This window comes from Myxococcus sp. CA040A, from assembly GCF_013336725.1.
GTDB lineage: Bacteria > Myxococcota > Myxococcia > Myxococcales > Myxococcaceae > Myxococcus > Myxococcus llanfairpwllgwyngyllgogerychwyrndrobwllllantysiliogogogochensis.
Window position 1 is genome coordinate 448,547 of the sequence record NZ_JABUMR010000002.1, and the last position, 20,765, is coordinate 469,311.

The following is a 20,765-nucleotide window of genomic DNA, read 5'->3' on the forward strand; positions in this document are numbered from 1 at the left end:
GGATTTGGTGTGGGAGTGGGCTACAGCGAACGGGCGACGAGCTCTTTCATGACCTCGTTGGCGCCGGCGAAGATGCGCATGACGCGAGTATCCGCGAACAGGTGGGCGATGGGGTATTCCTTCATGTACCCATACCCTCCGAAAAGCTGAAGGCAACGGTCAGCGACGATACACGCCTGGTCCGTGAGCCAGTACTTGGCCATGGCCGCGGACGCCACGTCCAGTTCGCCCGCCAGGTGCCGCTCGATGCACTCGTCGAGGAATGCCCGGCCAACCCTCCGCAACGTCGCGCATTCCGCCAGTTCGAAGCGCGTGTTCTGCAGAGCGAAAAGCGGCTTACCGAACACCTGGCGCTGCTTGGTGTACTCGACGGTGAGGTCCACGGCCCGGTCGATGCTCGCCTGCGCGAGGATGGCGGTGCTCAGCCGCTCCTGGGGAAGCTGCGACATGAGCTGCGCGAAGCCCTTGCCCTCCTCGTCTCCGAGCAGGTTGACGGCGGGTACGCGCAGGTCGTCGAAGAACAGCTCCGTGGTGTCCTGGCCATGGCCGCCGAGCTTCTCGAGGATGCGGCCCCGCCCGAAGCCGGGCGTGGTGTCGGAGACCTCGGCGCACACCAGGGAGATGCCCGCATGGCCCTTCACGTCGCTGGTGCGCACCGCGATGATGAGGAAGTCACACACGCGGCCGTTGGAGATGAACGTCTTGGAGCCGCTCACGCGGTAGAAGTCTCCCTCACGCACGGCGCGGGTGGAGATGGCCTGCAAGTCGGAGCCGGCGCCGGGCTCCGTCATCGCGATGGCGCCCACCCACTCGCCGCTGGCGAGCCTGGGCAGCCACTTCTGCTTCTGGGCTTCGGACGCGTAGGCGAGCACGTAGTGCGCGACGATGGAGCAGTGCACGGCGAAGCCCATGGTCGGGTCTCCGGCGCGCACCTGCTCCTCGGTGAGCACCGCCTCGTGGGCGAACGTGCCACCACCGCCGCCGTACGCCTCGGGGATGGACATGCACAAGAGGCCCAGCTCGCCCGCCCGGCGGTAGAGCGCCTTGTCCGGGTGGCCCTGGGCCACGTGCTTGGGGACGTTGGGGAGGACTTCCTTGGTGAAATAGGTGGCCGCCAGGCCACGCACCTGCTCGAGCTCGTCAGAGCTCCATCGAGGACGTGCCGTCATTGTCTGTCTCGCTCCGTCGTGAGTCGCTCTTACAGTCCGAACGTCTTGCCGATGATGTCGCGCTGGATTTCGCTGGTGCCGCCGAAGACGGTGGAGATGACCGTGGCGCGCAGGTGCGACTCCATGTCGTACTCGGTCGCGTAGCCGTAGCCGCCCATCATCTGAACACCCTCGATGGCCACGCGCTTGGCCGTCTCCGTCGTCTTCAGCTTGGCCATGGACGCCTCGCGGGGAAGCATCCGGTCGGGCGCTTCGTCCGCCATCTGCGCCACGCGGTAGATGAGCAGCTCGCAGCACTCCAGCTCCGTGGCCAGGTCGGCGATGCGGTGCTTGAGCGCTTGAAAAGAGCCGATGGGCTTGCCGAACTGCTTGCGCTCCTTGACGTACGTGACGGCGTCGTCGAACGCGCGCCGGCCCCGGCCCAGCATGGACGCGGCGAGCAGGAGCCGCTCGCTGTTGAGGCCCGACATGAGCTGGGGCCAGGCCTGGTCCAGCCTGCCCACGACGGAGTCCTCCGGCAGGAAGCAGTCGGTGAAGAAGACGTCGTTGACCTCCTTGCCGTTGAGCGTGGGGATGCCGCGAATCTCCACGCCCGGGGTGCCCGTGGGGACGCAGAACATGGTGAGCCCCTCGTGCCGCGAGCCCGACGACTGCGTGCGCGCGACGAGCAGCAGGTGGTCGGCGAAGTGCGCGTTGGAGCACCACGTCTTCTGCCCGTTGATGAGGAAGCCTCCGCTCGTGCGCGTCGCGCGGCAGGTGATGGCGGCGGCGTCCGAGCCCGCGTCGGGCTCGGAGATTGAGATGGCCTCCACGCGGCCCCGGGTGATGCCGGTGAGCACCTTCTCCTTCTGCGCCTCGCTGCCGAACTTCGCGTAGGGGCTCGCGGCGACGGCCGTGGTGATGTAGCCGCCGACGGGGGCGAGTCCGTACGAGGTGCGCTCGGCGAACAGGCACATCTCGGCCATGCCGCCGTCGGAGCCGCCGTACTTCGGGGAGATGCCCACGCCGAGCCAGCCCAGTTCGGCCATCTCGGCATACAGCCGGGGATTGTGAGCCTCGACGCCGTGCTGGGTCAGCGCGTCGCGCTGCGCGCGGGTGCCCGTCCTGGCGCGACAAAACGCGTCGATGGAAGCAGCGAAGGACGCTTGCTCCGGAGTTCTCGCATGCATGGGGACTCGTGAGGGAGGCGGCGGGTGGTGTGTCAGGCGTTCACGTAGAACGTGGCGATGCGCTCCGCGTACTGCTTGAGAATCACGCGGCGCTTGAGCTTCAGCGTCGGGGTGAGTTCGCCCGTCGCGGGACCCCAGGCCTCCGTGACGACCTCGAAGCGCTTGATCTGTTCGGCGCGGGAGAGCCGGCCATTGATGGAGGCCACGAGCGCTTCCAGTTCGGAGCGGACCGCCGGCTCGCGGGTGAGCTCCAGGAGCGACTGGGGCGGCAGGCCCCGCGCCTTGGCCCACGTGGGCGCGACGTCCGCGTCCAGGCAGATGAGCGCCGTCACAAACGGCCAGCCGTCGCCAATGGCGATGGCCTGACCGACAAGCGGGTGGGCGCGCAGCATTCCCTCGATGCGGGACGGGGCGATGTTCTTCCCGCTGGAGGTGATGATGAGCTCCTTCTTGCGGTCGGTGATGGTGAGGTAGCCCTCGTCATCGACGGTGCCGATGTCGCCCGTGGCGAGCCAGCCGTCCGCGTCCGCCGGGCTCTCAATCCGCCCGTCCGCGCTCAGGTAGCCCAGGAACAGCACGGGCCCTCGCACGAAGATTTCCCCGTCCGCCGCCAGCCGGACTTGAAGCCCGGGGATGGGGCGGCCCACCGCGCCCACGCGGAACTCCGAGGGCGTGTTGATGGTGGCGCAGCCCGTCGTCTCGCTCATGCCCCAGACCTCCAGCACCTTGATGCCGAAGCCGCCCAGGTACTCCAGCACCTCCACGGGGATGGGCGCCGAGCCGCTGCTCGCCCACGTCAGCGCGTCCAGGCCCAGCGTCGCGCGCAGGGGCTTGAGGACCTTCTCTTCCATCAGCGCGACCTTCTGCGCCAGCTCCGGCGGCACGCTCTTGCCGGAGCCCTCCAGCCGGAAGGCCTCCAGCGCCGTCGCGTGCGCGGCGAGGATGGCGTCGCGTCGGGGCGCCTCCAGCGTGGACAGCTTCGCCTTGAGGCCGCCGGCGAGCTTCTCCCAGACGCGCGGCACGCCGAAGAACGCGGGGGGCCGCACCTTGGCCATCAGCGGCACCACGCCCGCGGGGTCCGCGCAGATGTGTACGTGCATCGCCTTGTAGAGCAGGCGGTACAGGCCCAGCTCGCGCTCGGCGATGTGCGCCAGCGGCAGGTAGGCGATGGACGGCACCTGCATCGGCGTGGGCACCACGACGTCCACGGCGACGGCTTCATAGAAGGCGTTGCGGTGGCTGAGCACCACGCCCTTGGGGTCTCCGGTGGTGCCGGAGGTGTACATCATCGCGATGGGGTCCTCGGGGCGGATGCTCTGCCAGCTCTCCTCGAAGACCCTGGGGTCCTCCTGATGCAGCCGTCCTCCGTCGGCCTCCAGTTGCGCGAAGGAGACGTAGCGGGCGTCGCCCGCGGGCACCGCCGCCGCGTCGATGACGATGACGCGCTTGAGCGCGAAGAGCGACTTGAGGATGGGCCGCCAGCGGGCGACCTCCTCCGCGCCCTCCAGCACCACGACGGTGGCCGCGCTGTGTTGGGCGACGTAGCCTACCTGCTCGCTGCTCAGCGTCTGGTACGCGGTACAGGGGATGGCGCCCAGGTGGACGGCGGCATAGTCGATGAGCCAGTGCTCGGGCCGGCTCGACATCATGATCATCATCCGCTCGCCGCGCTGGAGGCCGAGCGCGCCCAGCCCGCGAGACAGCGCGGCGGTGCGCGCACGCAACTGGACCCACGTGTGCGTGGAATCACCGGCGCTGAGGGCGGGGGCGTCCGCGAACTCCTCCGCGTTGCGCTTGAGCAACAGCGGCAGGGTGAGCTTGTTCGCCAGGGATTGGCACTGCGCCTCCAGGTCTGCGAGCGACGTACCCATGGGCACCTCCAGCACTGCGATGGCCAACGACTCTCAGCGGGCTTCCACTTCAAGGGTCGACGTACAGGTCCAGCATCACGTCGGGGCCGCCGCCGTAGCGGCTGAAGTCGGTGATGCCTTCGGCGCGCAGGACGTCCTCGTCGATGAACGTGTGCCCGGTGCAGTCACGGGGCCGGCGCTGGAGGATGGCCACGGCCGCGTCCGCCATGATTTCCGGCGCGCGGGCCCGCTGCATGGACGAGTCGCCCCCAAGCAGGTTCTTCACGGCGGCGGTGGCGATGAGCGTCCGGGGCCAGAGCGCGTTGGCGGCGATGCCGGCCTCGGCGAACTCCGCCGCCCACCCGAGCGTGAGCAGCGTCATGCCGTACTTGGCCATGGTGTACGCCGGGTGCTTGCCCAGCCAGTGCGGCGCCAGGTTGACGGGGGGCGACAGCGAGAGGATGTGCGGGTGAGGGGAGCGGCGCAGGTGCGGCAGCGCGGTGCGCGTCAGGAGGAACGTGCCCCGGACCTGAATCTGTTGCATCAGGTCGAAGCGCTTGAGCGGCAACTCGTCTGTCTTCAGCGGCGCGAGCGCGCTCGCGTTGTTCACGCAGAAGTCGATGCCACCGAAGCGCGCCACGGCTTCGTCGACGGCGCGCTGCACGTCGGCCTCTTCACGCACGTCGCCCACCACGGCGAGCGCATGGCCACCCGCGGCGCGGATTTCGTCCGCGGCCGTGTGCACGGTGCCCGGCAGCCGAGGGTCCGGCGTGTCGGTCTTCGCCAGGAGCACGACATTGGCGCCCAGCCGGCCCGCGGCGATGCCGATGGCCAGCCCGATTCCACGGCTTCCTCCGGACATCAGCAGCGTGCGTCCCGCGAGTGGTTTCTGGGTCATCCTTCGTCCTTTTCGCGCGGGGCTCCCGGCTTGACGGCGGGAGCGTCACCCCGCTCGGCGCGACCTGGGGGTGAGGTGAGTTCGGGGAGGACGTCGCGGACGATGGTGATGAGCGACTCGCTCAGGAGCAGGTGCGCCTCTTCGCGAGAAAGGGTGCCACCGCGAATCCACTCGCGGATGGTGGCCTTCACCATGCCTGCGTAGGAGCGCATCATCGCGCGATGCCGGACGTCGCTGCCGACCTCCACCTTCATGCCGAGGAACTCGAGCGTCTTCGCCGCGGCCACGTCGTCCGCCGCGGAGATGATGCGTTCGACCTCCGGGTCCGCGATGCTGCCCGCGCCGGTGACGGCGACGTACGTCTTTCCGTGCGTCGCCACCGTGTCCAGGTACCACTCGACGCTGCGCTCCACGCGTTGGCGCAGGGTTCCCGTCGGGCTGACTTTCTCTTCGAGGCCGGGCATGAGCAGCATCCTCTTCACGACCTTCAGGTAGAGGTCCCGCTTCTGCCCGAAGTAGTGGTTGAGCAGCCCCCGGGCGACGCCGGCTTCCTTGGCGATGTCCGTGGTGGAGACGTCCGCGTAGGGCCGCTCGCCGAACAGGCGCATCGCGCACTCGAGGATCTGCTCCCTGCGCGCGTCCGGTTCCAGTCGCTTCCAGCGAGGCGCGGGCGCGGGGCTCATGACTCACGCTCCCGCCACGGAAGGAACGTGGGCAGGTCCTCCTCCACGGTGCGGGCGAAGGACGGCGGCCGCTTCTGGAGGAAGGCCATGACGCCCTCCATGGCATCCGGGCTCTGGCCCAGCGTCGCGATGAGCTGGCTGTCCAGCGCGAAGGCCTGCTCGGGGGAGGGCAGGGCGCTCATCCGGTAGAGGGATTGACGGATGACGGCCACGGACACGGGCGCGGTGGTTTCCACCAGCTCGCGCGCCAGCGTGTACGCGGCGTCCAGCACCGCGTCGGGCTCATGGAGCGAGCGCACCAGCCCCGCGCTCAGCGCCTCCTCGGCGGGGATGAGCCGGCCGCTCACCATCCAGTCGAGCGCGCGGCCCATGCCCACCAGCCGAGGCAGGAACCAACTGGAGCCCGCCTCCGGATAGATGCCCCGCCGGCTGAACACGAAGCCGAAGCGGCTGTCCTTGGAGGCGAGGCGGAAGTCCGCCGGCAGCAACATGGTGGAGCCCACGCCCACCGCGGCGCCCCGCACGGCGGCGATGACCGGCTTTCGCAGCGCGAACAGCTGGCGCGTCACGCGCGTCGCCGGCTCCACCCAGCCGTTCTCTGGAGGGGCGCTGTTGGCGACCTCGAACGACAGCCCGCTCAGGTCCGCCCCCACACAGAAGTCCTTGCCGGCCCCCGTGAGGACGACGACGCGCACGGCTTCATTGGCGTCCGCCTGGGACAGCGCGTCCGCCAGCTCGTCCGCCATGGTCACCGTGAAGCCATTGCGCGCTTCGGGTCGGTTCAGCTCGAGGGTGGCGATCCGATCCGCGACCGAGAACCGGATGTGTTGGTAGCTCATGGCTGGGGCCTCATTGCTCCTGTGACGGTGATGATGGGAACTTGTTGGCGGAGTGTCAACAACAAGAGGCCTGCGAAGTCCTGCATGCCTTTCGACGTGTTGCGTCATCCGGGAGGCTGTCCTTGGGGTGCGAAGAGGAGTCACGTGGGACCGAGCCTAGAGCCGGGCGGGGGCCGATGCACCTCCGCGGAGACTCGCGGCGAAGGACGGCGCCTCGCGGGGTGTCTGTCTATTCCGGAGGTTCGGACGGGAGCGCGACGTGACGGAAGGCTCCGTGCGCGCCCCTCGCATCCTGGCGTGTGGGGCCGGCCGGCTCGATTTCGAGACCTGGCGCGGGAGGACTGGCACTGGAAAGCTGGAGCCCACGAAGGGCGGGCGCGCCGCGAGCCGAGGGCGTGGCTCGCGGCGCGCCGGGTGACTCAGTAGACCCAGACGCTCTTGGGCGCGAAGTCGAGCGGGCTGACCTGCGCGCCCGGTTCAATCATCTGGGGATAGCCCTCGCAGTTCTCGTGGGGGAACAGCGCCGCGGCCTCGTCGTTCGTGTTGATGGCGGAGACGGCCCGGTCCTCCCAGCCGTGCTCGGGCAGGCCCACGCACGTCCCCGCCCCACCCGGCGGCCAGGCCATGACATTCCAGACGGCGCCGGTGAAGTCAGGCCCGTCGAACAGGCAGAGGACACCCGACCAGGGACACGCGGCGGTGTCCTCGGCCGAGGCCTCGGAGGGGGTCAGCAGCACCGTCGCCGCCGCGAGCCCGAGCAACAGGAAGGAGCCCAGGCCCAGCAGACCTGAGCGGATGAAACGACGGGGATTCCGGCCGAACGTGTGCGATTGCATGGGATTGTCTCCTCTGCCCGTCCCGGGCGCATGTGGCGTGGGAATGGTGGCATTGCGACGGGAGAGGTGCCCTGGAGACGGATTCCCCAGAGGCGGTCCATCCGCTGGCGGACTGTTTGCGTTCACATGTCGGGAGAAGTTCCGTGCGCCTGGAATGAGTGTCTTTGATTGGACGCTCGGGAGAAGGCGCCGCGCGAGCGCGTCAGAAGTGTCCCCCCAGGCCGAGCACCGCCCGGTCATTGACGACGCCCAGCGAAGGCGTGAGCTTCATGGGGAGGCTGAGCCGGGTGCGGGTGGCGGCGGCTTCGTCGTCCTCCCAATCCCAGTCGGACCCGGTGACGAGTCTGAGATAGCCCGCTCCGAGCGACAGCCCCAACATGATGCCCGTCAGCAGGCTGGTCCCACAGCCCTCACCGCCCGCGTCGTGTGCGGCGCAGACAGCGATGCCGGCGGCGAGCCCCGCGCCGGTGAGAATCAAGGGCACCAGCCAGACATGCGTGGGAATCACATCGCTGCTCGACGTGTGTCCATCGACGGAGAGGGCGCGCAGGCGGTTGCCCTCCGCCATGAGGCGCTGCCCGAAGAAGGGCCGGGACTCCGTCACTCGGGTGGAACGTCCACGGGAGGAGAAGTCGAAGGCGCGGGGTGCGGCGAGGACGGTGCCAGGAGTGACAAGCCAGAGGCACAGCCCGACAGCGGCGAGGACAGGGTTCTTCATGGGGGAGTTTCACGAGGAGGCACAGGCCGGCCCGGCGTGCCAGGGAGCGAGCTTTTGTGCGCTTCCCGACGAAATGCGCGGGCGGATATTCACCCGGAGACCGGGTTTCTTCCGTGGCCTCCGAGGACGTGGCGCGCCCCCGTGTCTCCTGCTGGCTCCCGGTCGCGGACTCCCGCCCTACGACGGCTGGCTTCGCGTCACGCGGGCCCGCGCGGCCTGGAGGGTGTTCGCGAGCAGCATGGTGATGGTCATCGGGCCGACGCCCCCCGGCACGGGGGTGATGGCCTCGGCGACCTGGCTGACGGTGTCGAAGTCCACGTCGCCGACCATCTTGAAGCCTCGCGCCGAGCTGGCATCGGGGACGCGGTTCTGCCCCACGTCGATGACCACCACGCCGGGCTTCACCATGTCCGCGGTGATGAGGTTCTGCTTGCCCACCGCGACGATGAGGATGTCGGCCTGCCGGGTGAACGCGGCGAGGTCGGGGGTGTGCCGGTGGGTGATGGTGACGGTGGCGTCCGGGCCGGGGGCCATCAGGAGCGAGGCCAGCGGCTTGCTGACGATGAGGCTGCGTCCCACGATGACCACGTGCTTGCCCCGGGTCGGGATGTTCTCGCGACGCAGCATCTCCAGGATGCCCGCGGGGGTGCAGGGGATGAAGGCGCGCGGGTCGCCCACGAAGGCCAGCCCGGCGTTCTGGGGATGGAAGCCATCCACGTCCTTGTCCGGGTGGATGTGCTCCAGGACGGCCTTGTAGGGGAGGTGCGCGGGGAGGGGGAGCTGGACGAGGATGCCGTGGACCGTCGCGTCCGAGTTCAGCCGGTCGATGACCGCGAACAGCTCTTCCTTGGAGACGTCCTCGGGCAGGTTCAGCGTCTGGCCCTTCATCCCGAGCGTCTCACAGGCGCGCGTCTTGCTCGCGACATAGGCCTGGCTCGCGGGGTTGTTGCCCACCAGCACCACGGAGAGGCCAGGGGTGACTCCCGCGGCCTGGAGCTCCGCGACTTGCTGGGCCATCTCGGCCCGCATCACCCGGCTGATCTCGGTTCCATCGATGTTCCGCGCCATGGGTGGCTCCATACGCCAGATTCCTGGCGTCGACGCGCCCTTTCTGGGGCGTGGGCGGCTCGGATGTTGACCCGTCGCGGCTACGCCGGCTGGAGGAAGCGGCCGTCCACCAGGTGGTCAATCACTTCGCGCGCGGAGTGCGGGTCCAGCCGCGCCTTCGTCCCCAGTTGTGTCACGGCGCTGGAGACCGTCGCGGGCTGCTCGAAGGCGGCCAGGGCGGCGAGCAGGATGGCCCCGTCCTGTCCCTGGACGAGTGTCGGGTCGGAGAACTTGCGAGGGCTCACCGTCGGCGCGCACGTCAGGGTGATGCCGTCGACCGAGCGGAGGACCGTCACGGGCTCCTGGGCCACCTTGGCGGGAGCACGGTGGTGTCCCAGCCAGTCCCCCAGCGTGAATCGCTGAGTCGAAGGCGAGGTGTTCAGCAGCCGCGTCCGTCCATTGACGGCGACGCTGCGCCGCGTGTCGCGGTGTTTCCAGGCGAGCGCGTCCACCTGGTCGGAGTTGCGCTGCACGGCGGCCTCCAGCTCCGCGTCCCGGAAGCGAATCATCGGCACGGACACGTCGCCGGGCTCGCGCTGCTCGAAGTAGTCGAGGAACTCCGTGAACGTCTTCGCTTCGGTCACCATGTCGAAGCGCGCGGGATGTTCGGTGACCAGGGCGCCGGGCTGCGCCTCGAGCCGTTGATAGCCCACCACGCAGTCGAGGCTGATGACGCGCTCCACCAGTCGCAGCTCCTCCGCCAGCGCGGCCTTGCTGGTGAAGGGCAGGCCTCCGATGCCGGAGATCTCCATGTCCAGGTTCGGATGGCGGTGACAGGCGTCGATGACGTCGAGCAGCTCCCGGTCCTTCGCGCACGGCTTGAGCAGGCCCTTGCCCATCTGCTCCAGGCGCTGTTGTTCGGAGAAGCAGCCGATGTCGATGACCATGTAGACGCGCTTGAAGGTCCGGGCCAGCTCGGCGACGAGCTCCAGGCGAGGCACGCCCCACAGGAAGTACGTGCAGCAGTGCTTGGAGAGGTCCACGCCCGCCCAGGTGCTCCCCAGGAACTCCGCGGTGCTGCCCGCGAAGTCGTAGCGCATCTGCCACGTCTGGGGGGCGATCTCCTGGTGGTCCCGACGCACGCTCTGCTCGGAGCGCAGGAACGGCTTCGCGCGCCCGAAGGCCGCCTTCTGGTTGCCTCGGGCCCCGCCGCAGTAGAGGCAGTTCTCTCCGCAGCCCTTGCCCGGCGCGACCCAACCGGAGAACGAGTTGCGGTCCAACTGGCTCAGGAAGAGCTCGTTGAAGTGCGAGTAGTAGATGTCCTCGGTGTTGGTGGCCCCCTGGATGTACGACAGGGGCAGTCTGCGAGACGTTCCCGAGGGGGAGCGCGTCACGCAGTTGGGCGGGGAGGGCTCGCCCTGGCAGATGGCCAGCAGCGGCACCTCGCCATCGCCCAGGACGACATGGTCGATGAAGTCGAACGCGTGCAGCTCCCTCCACCAGTACGACGCGGAGTTGCCGCCCACGACGATGCGAATCCCGGGGTCTATCTTCCGGAGCGTCCGGGCGATGAGCAGCGCGCGGTCCACGTGGTGGAACCACTTGAGGCTGATGCCGACCAGTCGTGGGCGGACCCGGGCGACGAGGCGCTCGAACGAGGCCACCACCTCCGCGTCCGTCTCATCGCCGTCGTACAGCCGCACGAAGGCCTCGATGCCGCCGCGTCGCAGGTAGCTTGCCAGGTAGAGGATGCCGCACGTGGCTTCGCCGGTTCCGGCGCCCACGAGGAGAACTGGCGAGAGCTCACGACCACCACCCATGCGACAAGCACCGACCTTTCCGAGGAAGGGGCAGAGTAGACGATCCAGGCCGCCGTCGGCTCGGGAATGGTGGGCACCCGCCGAGCGGGCGTCCGAGCGTCGCGGGGGCCGCCCGTACGTGAAGGCCCGGCCCTACCTCCTCCCGGGAAGTCTCGAGGACGGTCTCTCGCGGCGGCCGGGGCTTGCGTGTGTCAGCTCCGTGTCGTCGACACCTTCTCGCGAGCCTGGGACGCACGCCGTCTGACGGACATGTCTTGGTTGTAGCGTCGGGTGCTACAGAGACAGTGTCTTTGTTGTTCATTCCCGACGCCGACGCCAGACTTGTAGCATGGCATGTCACAGGGCCTGGATGGCTCATCGTGAATGATTTGTATTCAGGCTTGTCTTTGGCGGCTCAATCACAGCAGAGTGCGGGTCTCACTTCACCAGGAGGCCGTATGTCCGTTGCATCCTCAGCGTTGCTCTCGCGCAGTGGTGTGTCTCGCGGTTGGCTGTTCGGGGCCGCCGTGGCCATGGCGCTCGTCGTAGCTACCCCCGGTCGCGCGGACGCCCAGTGTACGAGCTGGCCGACCAACACCACCGTCACCCCTGGCGCGGCGTACTCCGACACCATCAATGTCTCGGGGCTGGCCTACGGGACGTACATCATCACCGCGTCCTTCTCGGGGAGCGCGGGACTCATCAACATGGCGTTCAGCGCGGTGCCTGGCGTGAGCTGGAGCAATGGCACGAAGGGCTTCATCGGCTCCTCGACGACGATGTATATGAGCTTCATCATGGCCCCCGGGGCGCTCCCGGGCCGCTGGTCGACCGTCACCATGAATGTCGCCAACACCGCGGGCCAGACGGTCTGCTCGTCCAGCTTCGTGGTGTTCGTGGCCGGGGACGCGTGCCCGGGCGACGTTGTCTGGAACGGGACCACTGTCGACGCGACCTTCGATGGCGCCAACTGCTACGTGGCTTCGATGCCGGCGGGTGACGGCTCGCCCTTCATGCACGCCAACAACTATTACATGACGCGCGGCCCGAACAACGTGTGTGAGGCGGGCTGGTTCGACGGCGCCAACTGCTACCTCGGCACGCCTCCCAGTGGGAAGTCGGGCTTCTTCTGGGGCTCGGCGTTCTACTACTCGCCCTGACGAACCCCGTCGTGACGGCCCCGCGCGGCGAGGAATGACCGCGCCGCGCGGGTGTGTCTTCAGCGGAAGGGCCCACGCACCTCGAAGGTGACGCCCTGGCCGTTCGTGCCGCGCTGCGAGCTGAAGTACAGCCGGTGCCCATCCGGACTGAACGCGGGACCGGTGAGCTCCGAGCCTCCATGGCCTTCGAGCTGGAGAAAGGGCGAGACCACGCGCTCCGGCTGAGGGGTGATGAGGCAGAGCTGGAGGTCATCCCCGTCCTCGGCCACGTAGAGGTCCCCCGAGCGAGACACGGTGACGTTGTCCACGCCGTGCAGGGGTGAGTCCGGGAAGAGGTTGTCGTCGTAGAGGATCTCCACCTGTCCGGTGGAGGGCGTGTGGGCCCATACGCGGTTGTCGCCCTTGGTGGTAAAGTAGACGGTGCCGCTGTCGTACCAGCAGCCCTCGCCGCCATCGAACGCGGTGGTCCAGAACCGCGCGGTCTGGAGCCACGCGGGGCTCGACGCGGAGACCTTCGTCCAACTGAAGGACGCGGTGCCTTCCAGCGCGTTGCCGGACAACCGCGCGGCCTCGAGCGTGCCCGCCGCGAGCGACGGCCACTGGGACGGCGTGAAGCGGTAGAAGCGCCCATGGGGGCGGTCCTCCGTCAGGTACAGCCGGCGTCCCACGGGGTCCACCGCCACGGCCTCATGCGCGAAGGTGCCCAGCGCGGCGCGACGCTGGCCCTGCGAGGGATTCAGCGGGTCGCATTCCCACACGTGTCCGCCATCCCATTCCTCACAGGACAGCCACGTGCTCCAAGGCGTTGGCCCTCCCGCGCAGTTGGCGATCGTCCCACCGAGGATGCGGTACGCGCCCACCACGCCACCGCCGCCGTCGAAGCGGAGCGCGGAGGCACCGCCGAGCAGGGGCAATTCGCTGTTGGAGGTGTAGACCCAGCCCCCGTCACCGGTGGGAAAGCAGGTGCCACCATCGGGGCTGCCATGCCAGGTGTAGTCCGTGCCAGGGACGACCTCGTTCGTGCGAGCGACGATGCGAGACGTGAAGCCCGCGGGAAGTCGCAGGCCCTGTGCATCTGGTGTCTCGGAGAGGGCGCCATAGGGACCGGGGCCGGGCCGCGAGGGGGCCGCATAGGCCGCACGCCAGAAGCCGGGCCCGAGGACGAGCAGTCCGCTGCTCATCGCGGTGAGTCGAAGGAAATTCCTGCGCTGCATGGGCCTGCTCCATTCGTGGACAGGCCCAGGAGACTGGTGCGTGCGAGGCACGGCGCCCATCGCGCCCCGAGGGCGTGGTCCTGTCCACCTCACGACGCCCGACTCCGACCGCGTGGCTCCGGGAGAGCCCCCTGAGCGGAGTGCCTCTCGCGCCGCGCCGCGCGCGTCCCTGTGTGAAAGGGCGCGCGCGGCGGGGTTCTTCGGGCTTCGCTTGAACGCTCGGGGCTACATCTTCACCGGCGGCGTGCAGTTGACGTCCTGGCAGACATCACCGGGCGGGCAGTAGCAGCGGTCCGCCACGAGGATGTTCACCAGGGCCGAGGACTCACCCATGTGACTGAAGGTCCCCGGTGCGGTCTGCATGCGCATCCGCCACTGGAAGGCGTGAGGGCCCTGGGTCGTGGTGGGCGCGGTGGCCGTGAAGCTGAAGGTCCGCTCGTCGCCGGGTTTGACGCGGTCCCCCGGCTCCAGGGTGACGGACACGTGCCCCCAGTTGTTGCCCTGGAGATTGGGGAGCGGGGCCAGGTGGACGATGGCGCTGTCACCCCAGGTCGTGTCGCCCGAGTTCTTCATCGTGACGGTGACGGGGAAGCTCTGCCCAGGCTCCACGCGAGCGGGGACCGTCTGCCCGACGAACGTCGCGTCGGTGCGAGGAATGACCTGGATGAAGGTCAGCGGCGAGGACTGCCCGAAGCCTCCGGCCTGGGTCTGCCACATCTGCCACCGCAGCGCGTAGGAGCGGACCTGCGTGGGCGCGTTGACGGTGACGTGGAAGGTCTTCTCCGCGCCGGGCGCCACCTCTTCGCCGGGGGCCAGGGCTCCGTTGGAGTTGCTCCATTCAGGGAACAGGTTGCGGAGGGAGAAGCCGGTGTCGGCGCGCCAGGGCAGGGTGCCCGTGTTGCGCAACGTGACGTCGTAGACGAAGGAGGTGCCCGCCATCACGGTGGTGGGGCCGGACTGGCTGACGACGACCGCGTCCCGCGGCGGCAGCGTGACGTTGATGGTGATGGGTTCGGTGAATGCGCCGAAGTAGACCGGGGTGTCGAACCCATCCTGAACCATCCGCCAGTACATCGTGTAGGGACCGGGCGTGGTGGGCGCGGTGAGCATCGTGGAGAAGGTCAGATCCTGACCGCGAGCCGCCGAGTCCGTCGGGTTGAGGTAGATGCGCTGGTGTCCCCACACGCTGCTCGTCGCCGGCTGGGAGCCCAGCCGATAGAACGTGGCCATGGTCCAGATGTCGCTGCCCGTGTTCTTCATCGTGAAGGTGGCGTGGAAGGTGCTCCCCGCCACCACCGAGGTGGGCACGGACTGACGGACGAAGGCCGAGTCCCGGAACGGCACCGTGACGTTGATTTGAGTCAAGAACGAGGGCGCACCGAACAGGCCATGTCCCTCCTTCATCATCCGCCACTGGAAGGGATAGGTGCCCAACTCGTACGGCGTCCTGATGGCGAACAGGAAGGTCTTGGTCTCGAAGCGCCTGATGACCTCACCGGGCTCCAACTGGACGCGGTCCAGTCCCCAGAACGACGTGTTGTTGACGGGCTCGACGGCCTGGAGCCTGAATCCTGTCGCGGCGGTCCAGGGTTCGGTCCCCGTGTTCTGCATCATCACGGTGATGTTGTAGATGCGGTCAGCCTGCATGTTGGAGTCGACCCGCTGGAACACAATCCTCGCGTCCAGGGCGGGCGTGGCGCACCGGAAGCTGACATCTCGTGAGAGGGTGGTTGCCTCACTGTCGCTGACGGTGAATCTCACCGTCGCGTCAGTGCCCGGCGTGCACGTGCCCGCCACCGAGATGGAGGTGGAGTTCTCGATGGTGAGGTTGGCGATGCTGGACCAGGACTGGGTGTAGGGCGTGACTCCTCCAAAGGGCCAGGGGACGGTGCAGGAGAAGGTGCTCGTGTTCGTCGCCGTGCCGGGAATCGACTCACACGTGGGGGAGGAAATCAGGAGGGGCGTGATGACCGCCTTGGAGGCATCCAGCATGCCGGCGCCGCACGTGTTCGCCGGGCATCCGGGGACGGCATTCACGGACTGGAGGAGCCGCTGGGTCACCTGGGCGACGGTCCAGTGGGGGCGCTGGGTCATGATGAGCGCGGCGACCCCCGCGACGTGGGGCGCGGCGAAGGACGTGCCGGAGATGTAGCGGTGGCAGAAGTCCGCCCCGAACACCGTGGGGCCGGGCTTGGACACGGCCCAGGCGGTCACGCTTCCACCCAGCCCATTATAGGGCCCCATCGGAGTGGGGTCGTCGCAGAGCAGCCCATTGCCATAGACATCCGGGCCTCCGCCGGGCGCGGTGATGGTCACTCGGGGGCCCCTGTTGCTGTAGGGGGCCAGGTGCCCGTTCGGCATGGTCGCGGCCACGGTGATGACCCCCTGACAGGACGCGGGTATCACCACGCTGGGGTCGCGATTGTCATTGCCCGCCGCGGCGACCACCACCACGCCGGCCTGGATGGCATTGGTGACGGCTTGCTGCAACAACGGAAAGTCGACGCAGCGCTCTTCAGTGGGCTCCAGGGTGCCGAAGCTCATGTTGATGACCTTGGCCCCGTTCAGGACGGCCCAGTTGATGGCCTTGGTCACGTTACTCATGATGGGGCGGTCGGCGGTCGAGGAGATCTTCACGGGCATGAGAGGGCAATCCCTGCAGACTCCCGCGACGCCGTAGTTGTCCCACTTCGCGCCCAGAATTCCGGCCACCGCCAGGCCGTGGTGCCATCGGCCGTCGGAGGTCGGGTCCGGGTCGGAGACATTTGGCTGCTCGTAGCCGAAGTCGTGGCCTGGCCCCCAGCGATCATCGAGGTCCGGGTGCGCGAGCCGCCCGGAGTCCAGGACGGCGATCTTCACGTTGCCGGTGACGGTCTGCCAGGCCTCTGGCAGGTGAATGGCGGGGTAGTGCCATTGCAGCCCGTAGTACGGGTCAACGGGCTCGGACAGGTAGTCCATGTAGGGGTCCACGTGCGCGTATTCCACGTCGGAGCGCAGGCGGAGCTCCTCCACGGCGGCCGTGGTGAGGGACTCCTGCTCGGCCACGGACTTGTTCGTCAGCGCTTCGTTGGACGCGAGCGTCCAGAGCTCCGTGCCCCCGGAAAGGACGTCCGCCTGCTGGAACGTCAGGCCATGGAGCGTCATGGGCGCGCTGACGGAAGAGGCCTTGCCCTGGGGGGCTGGCCGGAACTTCACGAGGACGCGGCCCGGGACGAAGCGGGGGCGGGTGGTGGGCTCCTCCTCCAGCTTCGAAAGGGACGCGGGCGGAGGGGAGGCCTCTGTCGGGGACGCGGGCGGTTCGCCGCAATGGGCCCCGAGGGCCAGGAATAGACAGGCTTGAAGGCAGCGCAAGAGTCGGGATGAGGGCACAGATGTTTCCTGGGAGGACGGCGGTGGAGGTGGTGAGGCAACGGGTGGAAGAGCGTGCGGCGTCCGAGAGCCGTTACGGTCGATGGCGGCGAGTTGGTTGATGAATTTCCAACCGCGACGGGCCCAGGACATGGCGTTCCAAATGTCCCAGGAAACCCGGCTCGAGCGACGAAGGCTCTGCCTCTCGCGCCATGCTCCACACGGGTTTCAACATCCGGGGTCGCTCAGACACCTGGAGGGCGGGTCCACCTCCAGCCGACACTCGTGAAGGGCGCCGCGCCAAGCCACGACATCCATGTCCCGAGGGAGGCCGGGACAGGGATGGCCATCAGGAGTCGTGCCTTGAGAAGACCCTGTTATGACGTGCCATGGGGCCGCGTGCTGTGCGCGGCCCTCGTCCTCCTCGTGTCCTTGAGTTGTGGGAATGAGTCAGAGCCCGTCTCCGACGTGTCCGAGGACCCCCTCGCCACGAAGCCGCAAGGACTCTCCTCGGTGCGCGTGCCGCAGGTGGTGGCCGCGGGCGCCTACCACTCCCTGTTCCTGAAGAAGGACGGTGAGGTCTGGGCCTGGGGGCAGAACACCTTCGGACAGTTGGGCTCTGGCAGTGTCAGCGGCACGCCCCAGCCCCAGCCCGCGAGAATCCATGGGCTTCCCGCCATCAAGGCCCTCGCGGCGGGGACGGCCCACTCGCTCGCGCTGGATGTGAGCGGCCGGGTGTGGGCCTGGGGGCAGAATGCCTCGGGTCAGGTGGGGCTCGGCGCCGCGGGAGGCACGGTGCTGGTGCCCACCCAGGTGACGACGCTCCCCGCCATCCAGGCCATCGCGGCCAACGGGAGCTTCTCCCTGGCGCTGTCCACGGATGGGCAGATTTGGGCCTGGGGACAGAACACGTCGGGGCAGGTGGGCACCGGGAGCACCAGCGCCGCGGTGCCCACGCCCGGGGTCATCCCCTGGCTGCCCACCCTCCGGGCCATCGCGGCCGGCGTGAACCACGCGCTGGCCCTGGACGCGGATGGCAGGGTCTGGGCCTGGGGCTTCAACACGATGGGACAAGTGGGCACCGGGAGCGTCTCCTCCACGCCCGTGCTGCGGCCCATCCAGGTGGCGGGGCTGCCCCGCGCCAAGGCGATTGCGGCCGGTGCGGGTCACTCGCTCATCATCGACGAGCAGTTCGGCAATGTGTGGGCCTGGGGTCAGAACACCTTCGGACAGGTGGGCACCGGCAGTGTCTCCTCCACGCCCGTGCTGGCGCCCGTCGCGGTGGGAGGCGTGTTCGCGGCCACGGCCATCGCCGCGGGCCACAACATGTCCCTGGTCATCATGGGCAATGGCTTCGTGAAGTCCTGGGGCTTCAATGCCTCCGGTCAGCTCGGCAACAGCAGCACGGTGAACAGCGCCGCTCCGGTGGACGTGACAGGCCTCTCGGACGCGACGTTCATCTCCGCCGGTGCCCAGCATTCGCTGGCCGTGCGACCGGGGTGTCCGGTGTGGGCCTGGGGCAACCACGGCCAGGGGCAGCTCGGCATCAGCTCGAGCACGTCGACTTCGCCGACGACGGCGCCCGTGTCCACCCTGCTCATCAATACCTTCTACTTCGACGGGGACATGGATGGCTTTGGGGACGAGTACATGACCGAGTCCGCGTGTGCGCCGTCGCCCGGCTTCGTGGAGGAAGTCGACTGCGACGACTTCATGCCGACCACCTATCCGGGGGCTCCGGAGCAGTGCAACGGCGTGGATGACAGTTGCGATGGCGCGACCGACGAGGGCAATCCGAGCGGCGGAGCGGGCTGTTCCACCGGCAAGCTCGGCGTCTGTGCTGCTGGAACCACGGCCTGCACCGGAGGCAGCATCGTTTGTGCCCAGACCCAGGCTGCTTCGAGCGAGGCATGCGACAGCCTGGACAATGACTGTGATGGCGAGGCCGACGAGGGCAATCCCGGAGGACTCGTGGCGTGTACGACGGGTGCCCTGGGCGTCTGTAGCGAGGGTGTGACGTATTGCACCCACGGCGCCATCGACTGTGTGCAGAAGCATGCGGCCTCGTCGGAGACCTGCGACGGCAAGGACAACGACTGCGACGGCGTGTCGGACGAGGAGCTGGACTTCCAGACCTGGTACCTGGACCAGGACAGCGACAACCATGGCCTGGCGTCCCAGTCGGTGCGGGCCTGTGCCCGGCCTTCGGGCCATGCCTCGCTCGGGGACGACTGCGACGACAGCCAACCGAGCCGCTACCCGGGCGCCACGGAGGTGTGCGACTCCCTGGACAACGACTGCGACAGCCAGGTGGATGAAGGGCTGGTGGGGGCGTGGTACCGCGACGCCGATGGCGACGGGCACGGTGACGCGACGCAGTCGACCCATGCCTGCGCGCGGCCCAACGGCTACGTGTCCACGGCGGGTGACTGCAACGACGCCAATGCGAGCATCAAGCCGGGCGCGACGGAGGTCTGCGACTCGGTGGACAACAACTGCAGCGGCTCGGTGGACGAGGGCCTGACCACCCAGGCCTGGTACCGCGACGCGGACGGTGATGGCTACGGAACCGCGTCCAACTCCCAGCAGAAGTGCGGCCAGCCCAGTGGCTACGTGTCCACCGCTGGAGATTGCAACGATGCCAACGCCTCCATCCGGCCCGGGGTGGCGGAGGTGTGTGACTCCGTGGACAACAACTGCAACGGCGCCACGGACGAGGGGACGACCTCGACCTTCTACCGCGATGCGGACGGTGACGGTTACGGCAACGCGGGGCTGCCGACACAGGCTTGCTCAGCACCCGCGGGCTACGTCGTGAATGCCACGGATTGCAACGACGCCAGCGCCAGCGTCCGTCCTGGCGCCAACGAGGCTTGTGACGGCCTGGACAACAACTGCAACGGCTCCGTCGATGAAGGAGTGAGGTCGACGTTCTACCGCGACGCGGACGGTGACGGTTACGGCAACGCGGGGATGTCGACACAGGCCTGCTCGACGCCCGCGGGCTACGTCGTGAACGCCACGGATTGCAACGACGCAAGCGCCAGTATTCGTCCTGGCGCCAACGAGGCTTGCGACGGCCTGGACAACAACTGCAATGGCTCCGTCGATGAAGGAGTGACGTCGACGTTCTACCGCGACGCGGATAGTGACGGTTACGGCAACGCGGGACTGCCGACGCAGAAGTGCTCACAGCCGTCGGGCTACGTGGCGAACGCCTCGGACTGCAATGACGGCAACGGCGGTGTCAATCCCGGAGCTAGCGAGGTCTGCGACGGCGCGGACAACAACTGCAACGGCGCCACCGACGAGGGTGTGCTGTCGACGTGGTACGTCGATGGGGACTCCGACGGGTACGGCAGTACGAGTCAGCTACGCCAGGCCTGCACCAGTCCAGGCGGGTACGTGTCGAACGCCTCCGACTGCAACGATGCCAATGCGTCCATCCGGCCCGGAGTGGCGGAGGTGTGTGACTCCATTGACAACAACTGCAACGGCGCCACGGATGAGGGCGTGAGTCAGGACTGGTACCGCGACCTGGATGGTGACGGCTATGGCGGCAGTGGAGGCGCATCGGTAAAGGCCTGCACCAGGCCGGCTGGATACGTCTTGAACAACTGGGATTGCGATGACTCGACCGCTTCCGTGTCCCCTGGCGTGGCGGAGAAATGCTTCGATTGCGTGGATAACGACTGCGACGGCAGGGCTGATGACGGATGCGGCGTCAGCTCCTGCCTCATGGGTCCCCTACCGTCACCCCCCGCCACGACGCAAGTCGCTGAGTCGGGCGAGCAATGCGGGCCGTTGCCCCCATCCCTGGGCTCGCGATAGTCGAGGGGACTGACGTCCGTTCCTCTTGAGACACGGTGGGCCCTCCGTTGCGCGAGGGCCCACCGTTATCCAGGTGTCCTGGCTGCTGCCAGTACCCCCGTGGACCTCATCCCGTGCCGCGCCCTGTCTGGACTGGGTTTGCGTGTGCGTGGGCCTTCTTGGGGCCCGAGGACCCAGGTCGGCTCGGGAAGTCGGCCGTGGTCC

14 protein-coding genes are annotated in these 20,765 nt (G+C 68.2%); 2 read left to right on the forward strand and 12 right to left on the reverse strand.

The window, feature by feature from the left end; all coding sequences use genetic code 11:
* Window positions 1-20: 20 nt before the first annotated feature.
* The 10 genes from HUA75_RS08760 to HUA75_RS08805 form a co-directional block, all read right to left on the reverse strand.
* Entirely contained in the window at window positions 21-1,169 is a 1,149-nt protein-coding gene (locus HUA75_RS08760) for an acyl-CoA dehydrogenase family protein (protein ID WP_174455653.1), read from the reverse strand.
* A gap of 29 nt (window positions 1,170-1,198) precedes the next feature.
* Window positions 1,199-2,338 (reverse strand): acyl-CoA dehydrogenase family protein, encoded by a 1,140-nt coding sequence (locus HUA75_RS08765; RefSeq protein WP_174455652.1) that lies wholly within the window; start codon window positions 2,336-2,338, stop codon window positions 1,199-1,201.
* 32 nt (window positions 2,339-2,370) lie between these two features.
* On the reverse strand, window positions 2,371-4,209 hold the full coding sequence (locus HUA75_RS08770; RefSeq protein ID WP_174486106.1) for a long-chain fatty acid--CoA ligase: 1,839 nt from the start codon (window positions 4,207-4,209) through the stop codon (window positions 2,371-2,373).
* A 49-nt stretch (window positions 4,210-4,258) separates the two neighbouring features.
* Window positions 4,259-5,086 carry an NAD(P)-dependent oxidoreductase gene (locus HUA75_RS08775; protein ID WP_141644967.1) on the reverse strand — a complete coding sequence of 276 codons (828 nt, stop codon included), beginning with the start codon at window positions 5,084-5,086 and terminating at the stop codon, window positions 4,259-4,261.
* Window positions 5,083-5,769, reverse strand: a complete 687-nt coding sequence (locus HUA75_RS08780) for a TetR/AcrR family transcriptional regulator (RefSeq protein WP_174463601.1) — start codon at window positions 5,767-5,769, stop codon at window positions 5,083-5,085. The genes HUA75_RS08775 and HUA75_RS08780 overlap by 4 nt, the downstream gene beginning before the upstream one ends.
* On the reverse strand, window positions 5,766-6,608 hold the full coding sequence (locus HUA75_RS08785; RefSeq protein WP_141644969.1) for an enoyl-CoA hydratase-related protein: 843 nt from the start codon (window positions 6,606-6,608) through the stop codon (window positions 5,766-5,768). Before HUA75_RS08785 ends, HUA75_RS08780 begins: the two co-directional genes overlap by 4 nt.
* A gap of 419 nt (window positions 6,609-7,027) precedes the next feature.
* Window positions 7,028-7,444, reverse strand: coding sequence for a peptidase inhibitor family I36 protein (locus tag HUA75_RS08790; protein ID WP_174486107.1), 417 nt, complete (start codon window positions 7,442-7,444; stop codon window positions 7,028-7,030).
* Window positions 7,445-7,646: 202 nt separating this feature from the next.
* Window positions 7,647-8,162 carry a hypothetical protein gene (locus HUA75_RS08795; protein WP_141644971.1) on the reverse strand — a complete coding sequence of 172 codons (516 nt, stop codon included), beginning with the start codon at window positions 8,160-8,162 and terminating at the stop codon, window positions 7,647-7,649.
* 177 nt (window positions 8,163-8,339) lie between these two features.
* Complete coding sequence (folD, locus tag HUA75_RS08800) at window positions 8,340-9,230, reverse strand: bifunctional methylenetetrahydrofolate dehydrogenase/methenyltetrahydrofolate cyclohydrolase FolD (RefSeq protein WP_174486108.1); 891 nt, start codon at window positions 9,228-9,230, stop codon at window positions 8,340-8,342.
* An 80-nt stretch (window positions 9,231-9,310) separates the two neighbouring features.
* Window positions 9,311-11,029 carry a radical SAM protein gene (locus HUA75_RS08805; protein ID WP_141644973.1) on the reverse strand — a complete coding sequence of 573 codons (1,719 nt, stop codon included), beginning with the start codon at window positions 11,027-11,029 and terminating at the stop codon, window positions 9,311-9,313.
* A gap of 437 nt (window positions 11,030-11,466) precedes the next feature.
* On the opposite strand from HUA75_RS08805, the gene HUA75_RS08810 reads away from it, so the two are divergent.
* The gene (locus HUA75_RS08810; RefSeq protein ID WP_174455646.1) at window positions 11,467-12,168 is read left to right on the forward strand and encodes a hypothetical protein; all 702 of its coding nucleotides are present in this window, start codon (window positions 11,467-11,469) and stop codon (window positions 12,166-12,168) included.
* A 59-nt stretch (window positions 12,169-12,227) separates the two neighbouring features.
* On the opposite strand, the gene HUA75_RS08815 is transcribed toward HUA75_RS08810, so the two are convergent.
* Window positions 12,228-13,382, reverse strand: a complete 1,155-nt coding sequence (locus tag HUA75_RS08815; RefSeq protein ID WP_174486109.1) for an alkaline phosphatase PhoX — start codon at window positions 13,380-13,382, stop codon at window positions 12,228-12,230.
* Between the two features lie 225 nt (window positions 13,383-13,607).
* On the reverse strand, window positions 13,608-16,751 hold the full coding sequence (locus HUA75_RS08820) for a S8 family serine peptidase (RefSeq protein ID WP_217445998.1): 3,144 nt from the start codon (window positions 16,749-16,751) through the stop codon (window positions 13,608-13,610).
* Between the two features lie 342 nt (window positions 16,752-17,093).
* Between HUA75_RS08820 and HUA75_RS08825 the strand changes: the two genes are divergently transcribed.
* Window positions 17,094-20,561 carry a MopE-related protein gene (locus tag HUA75_RS08825; protein ID WP_174486111.1) on the forward strand — a complete coding sequence of 1,156 codons (3,468 nt, stop codon included), beginning with the start codon at window positions 17,094-17,096 and terminating at the stop codon, window positions 20,559-20,561.
* Window positions 20,562-20,765 lie beyond the last annotated feature (204 nt).